The sequence below is a fragment of the Rhizobium sp. NZLR10 genome (assembly GCF_019685125.1).
Classification (GTDB): Bacteria; Pseudomonadota; Alphaproteobacteria; order Rhizobiales; family Rhizobiaceae; genus Rhizobium.
On the sequence record NZ_JABDWE010000006.1, the window covers coordinates 101,526 to 118,322 of the forward strand.

The window sequence follows — 16,797 nt, forward strand, 5'->3', positions numbered from 1 at the left end:
TCAACGCTCCGACCAGGCGGCGATGGCGCTCATGCCGGGGCGCAGGCCGTCCACGGATTTTACAGGGACGGCGCGCACCTCGAATGTCCGGAGATCGAAATCGCCGGTCGCCCGTGTCGCCCGCCAGGTGGCATATTGCCCCTGCGTATTGATCATGGTGACCTTGACCGCGATCCTGTCCGGGCCGATCGCCGGTACGACGATGTCGAAACCGTCGTCGATCTTCCGGCCCTTCAGCAGGTCTTCGCGCAGATTGAAGGTGAACCAGGGATTCCGGATGTCGATGATCGAAAAGAGCGGTGCGCCGGCGCTGAAATTCTCGCCGAGTTCGGCAACCCTTGTTGTCACCTGACCGGAGATCGGCGCATGGATGGTCAGCTCGGAAACGTTGACCTGCTGCTGATTGAGCGAGGCGCGCGCCTGCTCCACCTGCGCGGCGGCAAGCGCCTTCTCCTCTTTGCTGGAGCCGGCAACGGCCAGCCGCACATTGGCCTCGGCGGATTCCCGCTTGCGGATCGCCGCTTCGAGATTGCGGGCCGTTTGGTCGACCTGCGCCTGTGTCGAGGCGCCTGTGGTAATCAGCCTTGCCTGGCGCGTAGATTCTTCCTGATAGAGCGTGACATCGGCAGTCGCGGCGGCAAGCTCGGCATTCGCAGCATCGATCGTCTCAGGGCGTGTGCTGTTGACGCGGGTAAGATCCGCCTCGGAAACAGCAAGGGCGGCTTGAGCCATGTGCAGCGCCGCTGTCAGCTCCGGGCTTTCGAGCTCGGCGATCACCGTGCTGGCCTCGACATTATCGCCGACGTCGACAATGAGTTTGGCGATGCGGCCGGAGACACGCGGGCTGATGTCGACGCGGTTGGCGGAGACCTCCCCCTGGACGACCAGCGGCGGCGGGCGGGTCGCAAACCAGAGCAGAATGCCGAGAGCTGCAAGAACCGCTATAACAATGACCGGTCGGAGAATTTTGGTCGCTGTCATCGAATATTCCTTAAGAAAATTCCATACCGTCGCGACGTCTGCCCGGGCAGAGCGAGGAGCCTGAAAGCAACATTGCCGTTCGCTCAATCGATGTCAAACCGTGATGCGGCAATAGACGGCGCCCTCCGCTTTTCGGGGCGATCGAACTTTCCGATGCCGGTATACATGCCGGTCGTGCAGAGCTCCATCAGCTTGGCGCTGTATGTGTAAATGCAGCGGAGAGGATCACGGCGCTGAAATTGCTTTGAGCCGGTCGATGTCCACGAGCACGATGTCGTCGGAAACAGGCTCGCGATTGTGCAGGCGGAACCATTCCACCGCTTCGCGCACACGGTCTCCGTGCGGCGATGGATAGGCGCCAAGTCCGAGAACCCATTCGCGCACGGTCTCGCGCTCCATCCGTCCGGCCCGGTATCGGTCGCTGACGGTTTTTGCCGAGGCGACGAGATCATTGATGCTTTTCACGAATTTTCCTTAATGGACAGACGGCTCGTCATCTTCGAGAAACGATCGAAGGCCGTCCCGCGCGACGACGGCCAGGAATTCGTCAAAAGCTTCCCGGTCGGTGGCAAATGGTTCGTCCCAACGGATCAGATCTTCCGACTGCGTGACGACTTCCATCGTCCAGTCTTCATTGCTGCCGGATGTGCGGAAGATATCGACGAGCACGGTGATCCCGTCATCGGTGAATTCTCCGGCCAGTTCCGAGTGTTCGAGCTTCTGCTTCTTTGTCATCATTCAGCCACCCGCACCAGCCGGTGCGTCGTTTTCGAGATATTCTTCATATTGAACCGTTTCGGTCTCGTTGGTGTCGATCGAATTTGCACGTTTTGCAAGGCGAACGCCGGCTCCTCCACCGTTTTCAGGGATGAAAACGACGCCGCCGCCTTCCAGGGCGTGCTTCATATCCTGGAGGGTTCGGTCATAGGGAGAGCGTTTGCCGGCCTCGAAATTGGCGATCGTCGCCTTGGCGACGTTTGCGGCTGACGAGAGATCGTCCTGCGACCAGGCCAAGAGGGCGCGGGCGGCGCGGCATTGAGCGGAAGATAGAGACATAATGATAACCCTACATCAAAAGTGTGTTTCTGCCTCGGGGAGATTCCGGACCAGGCAATGACGAAACACGCGCAGGGCCTCATCAGTTCGTTTTCTCGCGCAAGTTGAGATCTCCGGTAGACACGTCGTTTCCGGTGAAATCTCCCGGAAACTTTCGACCTCTAATACGGCCGCGCGTCCGCTGAAAGGGAAGGTGATTGACGGAATATTATTAAAGTCTAATTTTGAAGTCCCTTAATCACGCGCTCGGGAGGAAACAATGCGTGAGCCAGATATGCAGAAACTCGATGCACTCGTCGGCCGGCTTGTCGGCGATGTCGGCGCCGCCATGTCGGGCGCCTTGGTCGTGCTGGGCGACAAGGTGGGGCTGTTCAAGGCGATGGCCGACGGAACGCCGATGACCGTCCAGCAACTTTCTGCAAAAACCGGAGTGAAGGAGCGCTATGTCAGGGAATGGCTCAGCGCCCAGGCAGCAGCGGACTATGTCAGCTATGACGAAAAAACCGATCGTTTCAGCCTGACGCCGGAGCAGGCGATGGTCTTTGCCGAGGAAAACAGCCCGGCCTTCTTCGTCGGCGCCTTCGAGGTCGTGCAATCGATGTGGATGGACGAGCCCAAGGTCGCCGACGCCTTCCGCACCGGCAAGGGTCTCGGCTGGCATGAGCACAGCACCTGTCTGTTCAGGGGAACCGAGCGGTTCTTTCGTCCAGGCTATAACAGCCATCTCGTCGCCGAATGGATTCCAGCCCTTGCCGGGGTGGAAGAAAAGCTCAAGGCCGGCGCCAGCGTCGCCGACGTCGGTTGCGGTCACGGGGCATCGACCATCCTGATGGCGCAGGCCTATCCCGCCTCCCGCTTTACCGGCTTCGATTATCACGGCCCGTCGATCGAAAAGGCCAGGGCCGCCGCCGAGGATGCCGGCGTCGCCGACCGTGTGACGTTCGAGCGGGCCCGAGCAGCGGAATTTCCCGGGCGCGGTTATGACATGGTTGCCATGTTCGACTGCCTTCACGACATGGGCGATCCGGTCGGCGCCGGCCAGCACGTCAAGGAAACGCTCGGGCCGAACGGCACGTGGCTGATCGTCGAGCCCTTTGCCCATGACCATCTCAAGGACAATCTCAATCCCGTCGGCCGCGTCTATTACGGCGCCTCGACGATGATCTGCACGCCGGCATCGCTCTCGCAGGAGGTGGGGCTGGGGCTTGGCGCGCAGGCAGGCGAAATGAAGCTTCGAAAGGTGGCGCTCGACGCCGGGTTCACGCATTTCCGTCGTGCGACGGAAACGCCGTTCAACATGGTGTTCGAGGTGCGGGCCTGACGGAATTGGCCTAGCTGGCGGCCGCTATCGCAGCTTGCCGATGCTGGCATACATGCCGGTGGTGCGGAATTCCGTCGGGTTGGTGCCGTAGACCCGGCGGAAGACCTTGGAGAAATAGTTCGGATCCTCGAAGCCGCACATGATGGCGACTTCCTTGACCGGCAGAAAGTCCGCCTTGGTCAGAAGCTTGACGGCGCGCTGCAGCCGCTGCTGCAGCACGAATTCGGCCGGCGGCATGCCCTCGCTCTCGGCGAAGCTGCGGGAGAAATGCGCGCGGCTGAGGCCGACGATGCCGGCGAGGTCGCTGACCGGCAGCGGCTTTTCGAGATTGGCATTGATATGGTCGATCACCGGCTGCATCAGGCTGAGCTCGGCGGCAAACGCCGGCGAGCCGAAGACGTCGTCGTAGAGCGCCATCGCCGCTTCATAGGCAATCGCCGAGGCAGCCCCCGGCGACGTCGCACCGGTGACGAGGCGCAGGCTGCAATCGGCGAGATGATCGATGGTCGAAGGCTGCAGTTTCAGCACCGGCCCGGCGGTGGACAGCACCATTTGGTGGATGCGCAGCGTTTCCTCGCCATTCATCGAAATCCAGAAATATTCCCAGCGGTCGCCCTTCTCCAGCCAGTATCGATGATTGTGCGGCACCAGCACCAGCAGTGTGTCGCCACCCTGAAGACGATAATTGCGGTTCTGGTAGCGCAGCCGGCCGGTGCCGCTGATCGTGTGCTGCAGCACGGTGAAGGGGGTCTGGCCGCGCCTTCGGCCATCCCAGTCATAGGGCTCGTTCTCGCGCACTTCATAGCCGGAGCTCGTCGGCATCGCATGCAATCGCTCCCGGCCGCGGGGCAGCGAAACCGTCCTCATCGACTGTCCGTTGGCAATCAAATTCTGCAGCACAAAATTACCCCTGAAAGCATAATCCTTCTCTGGCAGCCCTGCTGATTTCGGGCATAATCCCGCTCGACAAACAGGGAAGAGACCACGGCCGATGGAGCGGCCGGGAGGAAAACAGGCAGTTTTTCGGCTTTTTCAGCCTCATGTTCCGGCATGAGGGCTGATCCTCCATAACCATCTTTTCTGTAGCATTTGATTGGGTCGAGGTGAAGATCATGAGTTTCAAAATCGCTATCATCGGTGCGGGCAGCGTCGGTTTCACCAAGAAGCTGTTCACCGACATATTGTGCGTTCCCGAGTTTCGCGACGTCGAATTCGCGCTGACCGATCTCAGCGAGCATAATCTCGAGATGATCAAGGCGATCCTCGACCGGATCGTCGAAGCGAACGGTTTGCCGACCAAGGTGACGGCGACGACCGACCGGCGCCAGGCGCTGTCCGGCGCCCGTTATATCATCAGCTGCGTGCGGGTCGGCGGGCTCGAGGCCTATGCCGACGATATCCGCATCCCGTTGAAGTACGGCATCGATCAATGCGTCGGCGATACGATCTGCGCCGGCGGCATCCTTTACGGCCAGCGCAACATCCCGGTTATCCTCGATTTCTGCAAGGATATCAGAGAGGTCGCCGAGCCCGGCGCGAAATTCCTGAACTATGCCAACCCGATGGCGATGAACACCTGGGCGGCGATCGAATATGGCAAGGTCGATACCGTCGGCCTCTGCCACGGCGTCCAGCACGGCGCCGAACAGATTGCCGAGGTGCTCGGCGCCAAGTCGCTTGGTGAGCTCGACTATGTCTGCTCCGGCATCAACCATCAGACCTGGTTCATCGACCTGCGCCTCAACGGCCGCAAGATCGGCAAGGACGAGCTGGTCGCCGCCTTCGAGGCGCATCCGGTCTATTCGCAGCAGGAGAAGCTGCGCATCGACGTGCTGAAGCGTTTCGGCGTCTATTCCACCGAGAGCAACGGCCATCTTTCGGAATACCTGCCCTGGTACCGCAAGCGGCCGGAGGAAATCACCCGCTGGATCGATATGTCCGACTGGATACACGGCGAGACCGGCGGTTATCTCCGCCATTCCACCGAAACCCGCAACTGGTTCGAGACCGAATTCCCGCAATTCCTGGAATCCGCCGGAAAGCCGCTCGACCCTACCAAGCGCTCGAACGAACATGCCAGCCACATTCTCGAGGCGCTGGAGACGAACCGGGTCTATCGCGGCCATTTCAACGTCAAGAACAACGGCGTCATCACCAACCTGCCATCCGATGCGATCATCGAATCGCCGGGCTTCGTCGACCGCTTCGGCATCAACATGGTCTCGGGCGTCACCCTGCCGGAAGCCTGTGCGGCCACCTGCATCGCCTCGATCAACGTCCAGCGCATGTCGGTACATGCCGCCATATCCGGCGACATCGATCTTCTGAAGCTTGCCGTGCTGCACGATCCGCTGGTCGGCGCCGTGTCGACGCCTGAGGAAGTCTGGCAGATGGTCGACGAAATGGTCGTTGCCCAGGCGCGCTGGTTGCCGCAATATGCCGATGCCGTGCCGGCCGCCAAGGAGCGGCTGTCGAAATCCAAGGTGCAGACCCGCGACTGGGCGGGTGCCGCACGCCGCAACGTTCGCTCGATCGAGGAGCTGCGCGCGGAAAAGGCGGCGCTGAAACAGGCCGTCTGATTTTCGTGAAAGAGGGGTCGCCATGGATTTCCGGGAGGGAAATCCTTGGGCCGCCGGCCCGCTTTCATGCCGTTTGAGGAAAAGGAGCCGCGTGCCCCGCGCTCCGGAACAAGAGGGAGAAACGATGATGAAATTCCGCAACCTTGGCATTCTGGCCGGACTGGCGCTTGGCGTCTCAGTCCTGGCGCTGAATGCATACGCCTCCGAGGCCACCGTTCCGCCGGCGCCGGCGGACTTCCCGGCCGAAGGCAAGATCAAATATGTGGCGCGCGACTCCATCCTGGAGTTCAAGGCGCTGCCCGAATATCACGAGCCCGACTGGGTCACGAAGAATTTCGTCTCAGCCGGCAAGCTGCCGCCGGTCAAGGATCGCCTGCCGAAGGAGCCGATGGTCTTCAAGACAGGCAATATGCCTGATGGTATCGGTGTCTACGGCGATACGATGCGCCACGTCATCGGCGGCCGGCCGGAAGGCTGGAACTACGGCGCCGGCCAGACGCAGGGCTGGGGCGGCATCGATATCGGTCTCTCCGAGTGCCTGACCCGCACCGCGCCGCTGTTCCAGGTAGAAGCCAAGGACACCGAGCCGTTGCCGAACCTTGCCAAGAGCTGGGATTGGTCCACAGACGGCCACAAGCTGACCATGCACCTGGTCGAAGGCGCCAAATGGTCGGACGGCGCGCCGTTCAATGCCGACGACATCATGTTCTACTGGGATGACGAAGTCGTCGATCCGAACGTCTCGCCGCTCGGCGGCGGCGCCTCGCCTGAGGCTTTCGGCGTCGGCACGACGTTGAAGAAGATCGACGACTACACCGTCGAATGGACCTTCAAGGAAGCCTTCCCGAAGCAATATCTCTACACGATGTCCTACCCGAACTTCTGCCCGGGTCCATCGCATATCCTCAAACCCCAACATCCGAAATATTCGAAGAACACCTACGACCAGTTCAAGAACGCCTTCCCGCCGGAGTTCATGAACATACCGGTCATGGGCGCCTGGGTGCCTGTGGAATATCGTTCCGACGACATCATCGTCATGCGCCGCAACCCCTATTACTGGAAGGTCGACGAGAAGGGCAATCAGCTGCCCTATCTGAACGAGCTGCACTATAAGCTCTCGACCTGGGCCGACCGCGACGTTCAGGCCGTGGCCGGGGCCGCCGATATCTCCAACCTCGAGCAGCCGGAAAACTTCGTCGCGTCGCTGAAGCGCGCCGCAGAAAAGACCGCGCCGGCCCGCCTGGCTTTCGGTCCGCGCCTCATCGGCTATAACTTGCGCATGAACTTCTCCGCCAACGGCTGGGGCAACCCGGACGAACGCGGCCAGGCGATCCGCGAGCTGAACCGCAACGAGGATTTCCGCAAGGCCGTCACCATGGCGCTCGATCGCAAGGCGATCGGCGACTCGCTGGTCAAGGGACCGTTCACCGCGATCTATGCGGGCGGGCTCTCCTCCGGCACCAGCTTTTACGACCGCAACTCCACCGTCTACTATCCCTTTGATCTCAAGGGCGCCAAGGCGGAACTCGCCAAGGCAGGCCTCAAGGATACCGATGGCAACGGCATCGTGAACTTCCCGGCCGGCACGCTCGGCGGCAAGGATGTCGAAATCGTCATGCTGATCAACAATCAGTACACGACCGACAAGAGCCTTGCCGAAGGTGTCGTCGCTCAGATGGAGAAGCTCGGTCTGAAGATCGTCATCAATGCGCTCGACGGCCCGAAGCGTGACGACGCGCATTATGGCGGCCGTTTCGACTGGCTGATCCAGCGCAACACGACGGAACTGTCGTCGGTGGTGCAGAATACCGAGCAGCTTGCGCCGATCGGTCCACGCACCAGCTGGCACCATCGCGCCGGCAAGGACGATCAGCTCGATCTGATGCCGTTCGAAAAGGAACTGAACGATGTCGTCGCCAAGTTCACGACCAGCCCGGACAATGATGCCCGCGTTGCGCTGATGAAACAGTACCAGAAGATCTCGACAGAGCACGTCAACACCGTGGGTCTGACGGAATATCCTGGCGCCCTGATCATCAACAAGCGGTTCTCGAATGTGCCGCAGGGCACGCCGATCTTCATGTTCAACTGGGCTGAAGATTCGGTGATCCGCGAACGCCTGTGGGTGGCCGCCGACAAGCAGGGCAAATACGAGCTGTTCCCAGAACAGCTGCCCGGCAAGCCTGGCGACAAGGGCCCTGTTAAGAACTAGTTCCCTCCCAGCTGAAGCGAGATTCAGGCCGCGCGTGGCGCGCGGCCTGATATGACCAACAAGCCGGCCGCGCTGACAAGGAGCGACTGGCGGCAAGGAAAAGCGGACCGTCCGATGTTACGATTCCTGCTCGTGCGCATAGCTTCCGCGATCCCCGTCCTGTTCATTCTGAGCGTGGTGACTTTCGCGATCATCCAGGCCCCGCCCGGTGACTATGCCGATTATATAAGATCCCAGCTGATCAACCAGGGCGGCGCATCCTATGCCCAGGCCGAAGAGCAGGCCCAGGCCTACCGGGTCGAACACGGTTTGGATAAACCGATGGTCGTCCAATACGTCAACTGGATCGGCGGCATCGTCACCCGCGGGGATTTCGGCTACAGCATGTTCTACAACAAGCCGGTCGCCGACGTCGTCGCAGAGCGGCTGCCGCGGACCCTGCTTCTGGCGCTTGTCTGCCACATCCTCGCTTCGGTGCTCGGCATCGGCTTCGGCATCTGGGCGGCGACGCGGCAATACAGCTGGATCGACAGCACGCTTTCGGCGATTTCCTTCCTCGGCATGACGGTGCCGCGGTTCCTGATGGCGCTGATCATCGTCTATCTGCTGGTCTTCCAATTCAACGTTGCCGAAATCGGCAGTTTCTTCTCGCCGCAATATGGCGGAGCGCCTTGGTCGTGGGCGAAATTCGTCGATCTCGTCCATCATGTCTGGCCGGTCGTGGCGATCGCCACCTTCGGCGGGCTCGCCTACAATATGCGGGTGATGCGCGGCAATCTGCTCGACACGCTGAACGCCCAATATGTCGAGACGGCCAAGGCCAAGGGGCTCTCCGGCGCGGCGGTGGTGATGCGCCATGCGGTGCCCAATGCGCTTCATCCATTGGTAATGTACCAGGGCGTCGTGCTGCCCTACATGCTGACCGGCGAGATCGAAACCGCCATCATCTTCGCGCTGCCGACCGTCGGCCCGGCGATCGTCGGCTCGATGGCGATCGGCGACGTCTATGTCACCGCCACCTTCATGATGGTGCTGTCGGCGACGCTGATCGTCGGCAACATCATTGCCGACCTGCTGCTGGCGCTGCTCGACCCGCGTGTCCGCCAATTTCAAGGAGCCTGAGATGCTGGCTTTCGACTCCTCGCCGCCACCGCCGACAACGACCGAACCTTCGGTCAACAAGCCATCGCGTGGCCATGAGAGCTATATCGCCCTGGTCTGGCGCCGGCTGCGGCGTTCCTGGACCGGCATGGCCGGGCTTATCCTCGTCGGGCTGTTGCTCTTCATGGCGGTCTTTGCCGATTTCGTCGCGCCGATGGACCCCAAGGCGACCGATGTCGGCTTTGCGCCGCCGCAGATGATGAGCTTTCACGACAAGGACGGCAATTTCGTCTTCCAGCCGCGCGTCTATGGCCTGGCCGATTCCGATGCGCTCGACCCGGTCACCTTCCAGCCGATCGTCGGCGTCGATTACGACAATCCGCGGCTGCTCGGCTTCTTCGTCAAGGGCGCCGAATACCAGCTTTTCGGCCTGATCCCGGCTGACCGCCACTTCTTCGGCTCGACCGATGGCGAGCCGGTGCATTTCCTCGGCACCGACAAGTTCGGCCGCGATGTGCTGTCGCGCGCCATCATCGGCTCGCGCATCTCGCTGACCATCGCGCTCACCGTCGTCTTCATCGTCACCGTCATCGGCACGACCGTCGGCATGGTCTCCGGCTATTTCGGCGGCACCTTCGATGTCTGGCTGCAGCGCTTCGTCGAGCTGGTGCTCGCCTTTCCGCAATTGCCACTCTATCTGGCGCTGACCTCGCTGATCCCGGTGACGGCGCCGACCAATGTCTTCCTTGGTTTCGTCATCGTCGTGATGTCGGCGCTCGGCTGGGCGCAGATGTCGCGCGAGGTGCGCGGCAAGACCCTGGCGCTTGCCCGCATCGATTATGTCCGGGCGGCGATGGCCGTCGGCGCCACCGACCGGCGCATCATCCTGCAGCACATCTTCCCGAACGTGATGAGCCACGTCATCGTCGCGGTGACGCTCGCCATACCGAGCGTGGTGCTGCTGGAATCCTTCCTCGGCTTCCTCGGCTTTGCCGTCAAGCCGCCGCTGATCTCCTGGGGGCTGATGCTGCAGGATACCGCGACCTATTCTGTCATCGGCTCCTATCCCTGGATTCTCTCCCCCGTCGGCTTCGTGCTCGTCACCGTCTTCGCCTTCAATGCGCTGGGCGATGGACTGCGCGATGCAGTCGATCCTTATTGAGGTGATTGATATGGCTCTTGCACTGGTCAATTCCTTCGCCCCATCCGTCCGCCATGACCATGACGGCCGCTCGGACACACCGATCATCGACGCCCGCAATGTGGCGGTGAATTTCAAGGTCGAAGACGGCATGGTCGAAGCCGTCAAGGACGTCTCCTTCCAACTCTATCGCGGCGAGACGATCGCCATCGTCGGCGAATCCGGCTCCGGCAAATCGGTGACGGCGCGAACGGTGATGGGGCTGCTGTCGAAGCGCGCCGTGGTTTCGGAGAAATCGACGGTCGCCTATGACGGAAGCAATATCCTGACATTTTCCGAGCGGGCCCGCCGCAAGCTGCGCGGCGACCGCATCTCGATGATCTTCCAAGAGCCCATGAGCTCGCTGAACCCGATCTATACGATCGGCAGCCAGATCGTCGAGGCGATCCGCGTCCATCGCCGGATCAGCAAACGGGACGCGCAAAAACGTGCGCTCGAACTGCTCGAACATGTGCAGATCCCCGATCCGGCCGCGCGGCTGATGCAATATCCGCATCAGCTTTCCGGCGGCCAGCGCCAGCGCGTAATGATCGCCATGGCGCTTGCCAACGATCCGGATGTCTTGATCGCCGACGAGCCGACGACGGCGCTCGACGTTACCGTGCAGGCGCAGATCCTCAACCTGATCCGCAACCTGCAGAAGGAAATGGGGATGGCCGTCATCCTCATCACCCACGACCTGACCGTGGTGCGGCAGTTTTCGGATTACGTCTATGTGATGCAGCATGGCGAAGTGCGCGAGCACAACACCACCGAAGCCCTGTTTGCCAATCCGCAGCACGCCTATACCAGGCATCTGCTTGCCTCCGAGCCGCGCGGCCAGGCCAATCCGCTGCCGGAGGGATCGGATGTCATCCTCGATGCCAAGGGCGTGCGCGTCTCCTTCATGATGCGCCACGGCACCTTCTTCAAGCCGGCGATGCGCGAGCTTGTCGCCGTCGACAGCCTGAGCCTGACGCTGCGCCGTCACGAGACGCTCGGTCTCGTCGGCGAATCCGGCTCCGGCAAGACGACATTCGGCCAGGCGATCCTGCGGCTGAACACGCCCGACAGCGGCGAGATCCACTTCGACCATCAACCGATCCACGGGCTTTCCAGGGCCGGGATGCGGCCATTCCGGGCCCGCATGCAGGTGGTGTTCCAGGACCCGTTCTCATCCCTCAACCCGCGCATGACGATCGGCCAGATCATCGAGGAAGGCCTCGTCGTCAACCGGCTGGGCGCCACCCGGGCCGAACGGCAGGACCGGGTGCGCGAGGCACTGATTGCAGCCGGCATGCCCGGCAATATCCTGTCGCGTTTCCCGCATGAATTTTCCGGCGGCCAGCGCCAGCGCATCGCCATTGCCCGCGCCATCGCGCTCGAGCCGGAATTCATCCTGCTCGACGAGCCGACATCCGCACTCGACCTTTCCGTCCAGGCGCAGATCATCGAACTGCTGCGCAAGCTGCAGGACGAGCGCGGCCTGAGCTACCTCTTCATCTCCCACGATCTCAAGGTCGTCAGAGCCCTCTGCCATCGCGTCATCGTTATGCAGCATGGCAAGATCGTCGAAGAGGGTCCCGTCAACGAAGTACTATCCCATCCCAAGACCGCCTACACCGAACGGCTCGTCAAAGCCGCTTTCGAGGTAGCATGACTATCGAATGCCGGAGGTTATAATGGCAGCAAATCCCAAAATCACATTCATCGGAGCAGGCTCCACCGTTTTCATGAAGAACATCGTCGGCGACGTGTTGCAGCGTCCGGCCCTGTCGGGTGCGACGATCGCCTTGATGGATCTCAATCCGCAACGGTTGGAAGAAAGCGCCGTCGTCGTCAACAAGCTGATCTCGACGCTCGGCGTCAAGGCCAAGGCCGAGACCTATTCCGACCAACGCAAGGCGCTTGCCGGCGCCGATTTCGTCGTCGTCGCCTTCCAGATCGGCGGCTATGAACCCTGCACCGTCACCGACTTCGAAGTGCCGAAGAAATACGGGCTGCGCCAGACGATTGCCGATACGCTCGGCGTCGGCGGCATCATGCGCGGGCTTCGCACCGTGCCGCATCTCTGGAAGATCTGCGAGGACATGCTCGCCATCTGCCCCGAGGCGATCATGCTGCAATATGTCAACCCGATGGCGATCAACACCTGGGCGATATCGGAGAAATACCCGACCATTCGCCAGGTCGGCCTCTGCCATTCGGTGCAGGGCACGGCGATGGAGCTGGCCCATGACCTCGACATTCCCTACGAGGAAATCCGTTACCGGGCGGCCGGCATCAACCACATGGCCTTCTATCTCAAATTCGAGCATCGCCAGGCCGATGGTTCCTACCGCAACCTCTATCCCGATCTGCTGCGCGCCTATCGCGAGGGCAGGGCGCCGAAGCCCGGCTGGAACCCGCGCTGCCCGAACAAGGTGCGCTACGAAATGCTGACGCGTCTTGGCTATTTCGTTACCGAAAGCTCGGAGCATTTTGCCGAATACACGCCCTATTTCATCAAGGAGGGTCGCGAGGACCTGATCGAGAAATTCGGCATTCCGCTTGATGAATATCCAAAACGCTGCATCGAGCAGATCGAGCGCTGGAAGGGCCAGGCGGAGGCCTATCGCAGCGCCGACAAGATCGAGGTTCAGCCGTCGAAGGAATATGCTTCCTCGATCATCAACTCGGTCTGGACCGGCGAACCCTCGGTGATCTACGGCAATGTCCGCAACAATGGCTGCATCACCTCGCTGCCGAACAACTGCGCCGCCGAAGTGCCCTGCCTGGTCGATGCCTCCGGCATCCAGCCGACCTTCATCGGCGACCTGCCGCCGCAGCTGACCGCGCTGATCCGCACCAATATCAACGTCCAGGAACTGACGGTGCAGGCGCTGATGACCGAAAATCGCGAGCACATCTACCACGCCGCGATGATGGACCCGCACACGGCGGCCGAACTCGACCTCGACCAGATCTGGTCGCTGGTCGACGACCTGCTCGCCACCCACGGCAACTGGCTGCCCGAATGGGCCCGCACATCCAGTAAAGTCAAGGCTGCCTGACCTACTCTCCCTGGTCAGGCGTCAAAGAGCCCCGCGGTGTTGCAACAACCGCGGGGTTTTTTGCGGACGCCGGGTACAGCGACCGGTTGAGGAACCGACGGCGACGCGCTGTGGCGATCTGATCGCGTATCCGACGCGGTGCGCCTGGGAATGCGGTTCATGGGGCCGACATCAAGGACCGCACGACGTCGCCAGGAAGGGCTTCACGGCCAACGGTCAGGTCGACGGCACGACTGGAAAATCAAGCAATCAAGGGAATTTAGGGAGATTTGGCTGGGGAAGCTGGATTCTCACATGATTTCAATGGCGTAGCGAAAAACCTTATAATTCCCTATGTTTTCCCGCCGCGAGCGACCGTGGATGCCACCTTTGAGCCCTGGCTTTAGGCCTCAGTCAACCCCTCGGTCGATCGGCAATAATTTCCGCTCACGTTGCGGTGGCGCAGCCATAAAGCGCCCGTGCGGGAAGAGGTAGCAAAGTCGACCGGTCGGGCGTGCCGCTGCCCACAATTCTGCTGCGCGGGGCCGGCGGCCGGGCCGATCAGGAATTCAACAAGGCTTACGCTTTTTATCGGAATTCTGATGGATTGGCGCGGCGCGGCGGGTTCGATCTCAAGCTCTGCCGCCATCGCTCGGCAATGGCTTTCGATCGAAAGACCGATCCGCTCGGCAGCCAAAGACTGGCGGCGAAGCGGTCGGCGGATGATCGGGCGTTTCCTCATACATCGAAGGCTGGGTTTCGCGGGCGCGTGACCTTGGCATTTGCTATGATGACCGACCGCGAACAAAATCTACCGCTACTTCCGGGATGCCCGAGAAATTCAAAGGCAATGCCGATTTCCCCCGCGCAACATCCTGTCGCGGACCAGCGCGGGCGGACAGCGTGGTTTCATTTGCTCATGGGTTTTGGATCGATACGCGCCAGCAGGGATTCGATATCCCAGCGATCTTTTTCCGTCTCCTTTGCAATCGCGATGAGGCGCTCCATCGGCGTGTGCTTGCGCAGATCCTCGATCAGCGCCAGCAGTTCGTCGCGCAGCGCCGCCAGGGCCGATGGCAGACACAGGCTCATGTCGGCCGAGGGGTTGGCCTGGGCATGCGCCTTGCCCGCCGGACCGACAAAGGCGAGGCCGAGGATGGTGTGGCCGGGATAGGTCTGCGCCATCCGAGATGGTCATGACCCTGCGAAATGTCTTTCTTGAAATAGGTCGCCGGATCATTTTTGTCCGTCTTCAATTCGAAACCGAACTGGCGCGGATTCGCGTCATCGCGCCACAACACGTCGGGTCCGGTGTCTCCGTCATTGTCGGGCCTTGTCGCGGTGAAGCCGAGTAGCTCCCCGAGGGCACGGACGCCGGCTTCCGCCTGCCTAGGATCGCCGTCATCGATGAGCGCGAGTGCCTGCGCGAGCTTTTCCACCTCCGCTTCGAACTTGTTGCCGTGGTTGTATGAGTTTCCCACAGATAATGCTAGGAGCGCTTAGTTTAGTCGTTCGATTTGTCGCGCCTTGAGTGAGAGCTTTGCGAGCGCAATGCGCTTTCGAAAGGCAGCCTATTCGTCGAGGTAGCGTTCGGTCAACCGCGCCCACATGGCAGCACCTGCCGTCAGACTTTCGTCCGCGAAGTCATATTTGGCGCTATGCAGGATCGCCGAGTTGACACCATTACCGAGACGCAGAAAGGCGCCAGGTTTGTGCTCGAGGAAATGTGAGAAGTCTTCACTGCCGGGTATGAGAGGGCAGGTCGTCACCTTGTCACTCATCAATGCGCTCGCCGAGCGCGGCGTCGAGACCGCCCATGGCGGTGGTCTTTGCGCCTGGATCCCAGTGTCCTCGGAACCATTTGCGCTGGTCACACTCGCGGCGAGGGGCATCGCGGTTCATCCGGGAGCGAAATTCTCGGTTCTGCCGAGTAGCCACCTGCGTGTGGCGACCGCCAATTTGACCGATCGCTGCCAGGAAGTCGCCGACGGAATTGCGCTCGCGGCCGTGCATCGGTGATGGGGCGTTTTTCGCCGGGGGAGCGGCCGGTGGCGAGTTCCATCTTGCGAGGCACCATTATGCGCAAGACTCCGATAACCGCGATCCGTGTCCCAAGCGTAACTTTATCAGCGATCTGTCCGCGCCCTTCTGCTCGCCATCCGTACTGTCGAAAGCTTCTCGTCCGGCACTTGGTCGGTCGAGGTCGATCCAGCAATATCGCCAAGGCTGCGAAGTTCGACCCCGCCTGGCCAAGGCGCGTTTCCGGTTTACCCGCAAGATCAATAGGGTCGGTCATGCCATGTTGGAGAGCGCCTATCGGCACTTTCCCAAAGCAGGAATTTGGCTGGTCTCACCTAAGCGGGCCTGGCGCCAGGTTAATCGTCAATGCTTTGAACCCATTGCCGAGGTAAGCAAGACTCTTTCGGCGCTTAGCTGGCGATAAAGCGCGTTGAGTTCAGCGTGCCTTATCTCCTTGATATTCGGCGACGCCATTTCGGCATCCAGTTTTTTAAGGTGCAGGTCGATTTCTGCTGATCTTTCGGCGTTACCGTCCGACGATTTAAATTCGATCATGGGTATCTCCTTTGAGAGTGAGTTAGTCTTTCGGCGGGGATTTTCACCCGCGAAGATTTGTGGGCGATAGCCACTTGTGAACGGTTAGTGGGGGAATTTGCTCGGGTCTTGGCCCTGCTCGTTGTCGCTGAGATGTATCACCTGCAATCGGCTGATCCTTAGGGCTTTGAGCAACGCTGATTTCTCATCCTGCCCCCCTTTTTCCGTGGCCACAATCTTAGTGAACGCAATCTCGGTAAAGGCAGTCTTCTCGGCGGGAAACATGCGAATTGTTCGGCGGATCGGTGCTGCTTCATCGGAAGGCATAGAAAAACTCCTTGGTTGAGATGAGGTCTGCGTCGAAACAGAACCAACATCGGTTAGGCAGATCTTGCTCGGTGCCTGAAGCAGTCGCGCGTCGTTCAGCGAGGGTGGATCAGTGCGACGTAAGCGATGAAGGCTAGGCTGAAAGCAGGGGCCGACTTGATCAGGAATTCGATGTATCGAAACCGGCTAAGATAGACTGATGTGCTCTTCCATAAATAGAGCATTGATGTCTTGGACATTGGAGCCTTTCCTGATGGTTGGAAGAGAGCAAGCTGGCGGTGTCGACCAAGGTCTTGGGAACGCAGTGTGAAACTGCTAAAGCACGGAACGGCGAAGGGTAGGCCCATCTCACCTACAGCCATGCCGAGCGCGCGGGTGTCCACGTTGAACCAAAATCTGCTTGTGCATATTCACACGCCCATGGTGAGAAGTCAGTCACGTAGGGCGTTAAT

17 protein-coding genes and 2 pseudogenes are annotated in these 16,797 nt (G+C 60.7%); 8 read left to right on the forward strand and 11 right to left on the reverse strand.

The window, feature by feature from the left end:
* From HJB82_RS11280 to HJB82_RS11295, 4 genes are all read right to left on the reverse strand, one after another.
* A complete protein-coding gene (locus tag HJB82_RS11280) occupies positions 1–981 on the reverse strand; it encodes an HlyD family secretion protein (RefSeq protein WP_221139962.1) in 981 nt (326 codons plus the stop codon).
* 225 nt (positions 982–1,206) lie between these two features.
* The gene (locus HJB82_RS11285) at positions 1,207–1,446 is read right to left on the reverse strand and encodes a hypothetical protein (protein ID WP_164012659.1); all 240 of its coding nucleotides are present in this window, start codon (positions 1,444–1,446) and stop codon (positions 1,207–1,209) included.
* Between the two features lie 9 nt (positions 1,447–1,455).
* A complete protein-coding gene (locus tag HJB82_RS11290) occupies positions 1,456–1,716 on the reverse strand; it encodes a hypothetical protein (protein ID WP_221115721.1) in 261 nt (86 codons plus the stop codon).
* A gap of 3 nt (positions 1,717–1,719) precedes the next feature.
* Positions 1,720–2,037: a helix-turn-helix transcriptional regulator gene (locus tag HJB82_RS11295; RefSeq protein WP_221139963.1), complete on the reverse strand. Its 318-nt coding sequence runs from the start codon at positions 2,035–2,037 to the stop codon at positions 1,720–1,722.
* A gap of 259 nt (positions 2,038–2,296) precedes the next feature.
* On the opposite strand from HJB82_RS11295, the gene HJB82_RS11300 reads away from it, so the two are divergent.
* Positions 2,297–3,358, forward strand: a complete 1,062-nt coding sequence (locus HJB82_RS11300; RefSeq protein WP_221139964.1) for a class I SAM-dependent methyltransferase — start codon at positions 2,297–2,299, stop codon at positions 3,356–3,358.
* 24 nt (positions 3,359–3,382) lie between these two features.
* Here the strand turns inward: HJB82_RS11300 and HJB82_RS11305 are convergent, their stop codons facing one another.
* A complete protein-coding gene (locus HJB82_RS11305; protein ID WP_207585624.1) occupies positions 3,383–4,225 on the reverse strand; it encodes an AraC family transcriptional regulator in 843 nt (280 codons plus the stop codon).
* Between the two features lie 245 nt (positions 4,226–4,470).
* Between HJB82_RS11305 and HJB82_RS11310 the strand changes: the two genes are divergently transcribed.
* The 6 genes from HJB82_RS11310 to HJB82_RS11335 all read left to right on the forward strand — a co-directional run bounded on the left by HJB82_RS11310 (position 4,471) and on the right by HJB82_RS11335 (position 13,486).
* On the forward strand, positions 4,471–5,937 hold the full coding sequence (locus tag HJB82_RS11310; protein ID WP_207585527.1) for an alpha-glucosidase/alpha-galactosidase: 1,467 nt from the start codon (positions 4,471–4,473) through the stop codon (positions 5,935–5,937).
* 124 nt (positions 5,938–6,061) lie between these two features.
* A complete protein-coding gene (locus HJB82_RS11315) occupies positions 6,062–8,152 on the forward strand; it encodes an ABC transporter substrate-binding protein (RefSeq protein ID WP_207585528.1) in 2,091 nt (696 codons plus the stop codon).
* 114 nt (positions 8,153–8,266) lie between these two features.
* Complete coding sequence (locus HJB82_RS11320) at positions 8,267–9,274, forward strand: ABC transporter permease (RefSeq protein ID WP_207585529.1); 1,008 nt, start codon at positions 8,267–8,269, stop codon at positions 9,272–9,274.
* A 1-nt stretch (position 9,275) separates the two neighbouring features.
* Positions 9,276–10,415, forward strand: coding sequence for an ABC transporter permease (locus HJB82_RS11325; RefSeq protein ID WP_221115642.1), 1,140 nt, complete (start codon positions 9,276–9,278; stop codon positions 10,413–10,415).
* 10 nt (positions 10,416–10,425) lie between these two features.
* Positions 10,426–12,093, forward strand: a complete 1,668-nt coding sequence (locus HJB82_RS11330; protein WP_221139965.1) for an ABC transporter ATP-binding protein — start codon at positions 10,426–10,428, stop codon at positions 12,091–12,093.
* 22 nt (positions 12,094–12,115) lie between these two features.
* Positions 12,116–13,486 carry an alpha-glucosidase/alpha-galactosidase gene (locus HJB82_RS11335; protein ID WP_221115644.1) on the forward strand — a complete coding sequence of 457 codons (1,371 nt, stop codon included), beginning with the start codon at positions 12,116–12,118 and terminating at the stop codon, positions 13,484–13,486.
* 382 nt (positions 13,487–13,868) lie between these two features.
* Here the strand turns inward: HJB82_RS11335 and HJB82_RS11340 are convergent, their stop codons facing one another.
* The 3 genes and pseudogenes from HJB82_RS11340 to HJB82_RS11350 form a co-directional block, all read right to left on the reverse strand.
* Positions 13,869–14,207 carry a hypothetical protein gene (locus HJB82_RS11340; RefSeq protein ID WP_221139966.1) on the reverse strand — a complete coding sequence of 113 codons (339 nt, stop codon included), beginning with the start codon at positions 14,205–14,207 and terminating at the stop codon, positions 13,869–13,871.
* Positions 14,208–14,374: 167 nt separating this feature from the next.
* The gene (locus tag HJB82_RS11345) at positions 14,375–14,650 is read right to left on the reverse strand and encodes a hypothetical protein (RefSeq protein ID WP_221139967.1); all 276 of its coding nucleotides are present in this window, start codon (positions 14,648–14,650) and stop codon (positions 14,375–14,377) included.
* A gap of 386 nt (positions 14,651–15,036) precedes the next feature.
* Positions 15,037–15,240: pseudogene (locus HJB82_RS11350) on the reverse strand (M20/M25/M40 family metallo-hydrolase); the annotation flags it as partial.
* Here HJB82_RS11350 and HJB82_RS11355 point away from each other — a divergent pair.
* A pseudogene (locus HJB82_RS11355) lies at positions 15,239–15,484 on the forward strand (GntR family transcriptional regulator); the annotation flags it as partial. The pseudogenes HJB82_RS11350 and HJB82_RS11355 sit on opposite strands and share 2 nt — an antisense overlap.
* A 363-nt stretch (positions 15,485–15,847) precedes the next feature.
* Here the strand turns inward: HJB82_RS11355 and HJB82_RS11360 are convergent.
* The 3 genes from HJB82_RS11360 to HJB82_RS11370 all read right to left on the reverse strand — a co-directional run bounded on the left by HJB82_RS11360 (position 15,848) and on the right by HJB82_RS11370 (position 16,584).
* Entirely contained in the window at positions 15,848–16,039 is a 192-nt protein-coding gene (locus tag HJB82_RS11360) for a hypothetical protein (protein WP_207585534.1), read from the reverse strand.
* 84 nt (positions 16,040–16,123) lie between these two features.
* Positions 16,124–16,345: a hypothetical protein gene (locus HJB82_RS11365; RefSeq protein WP_207585535.1), complete on the reverse strand. Its 222-nt coding sequence runs from the start codon at positions 16,343–16,345 to the stop codon at positions 16,124–16,126.
* Between the two features lie 95 nt (positions 16,346–16,440).
* Positions 16,441–16,584 (reverse strand): hypothetical protein, encoded by a 144-nt coding sequence (locus HJB82_RS11370; RefSeq protein ID WP_207585536.1) that lies wholly within the window; start codon positions 16,582–16,584, stop codon positions 16,441–16,443.
* Positions 16,585–16,797: the final 213 nt, after the last annotated feature.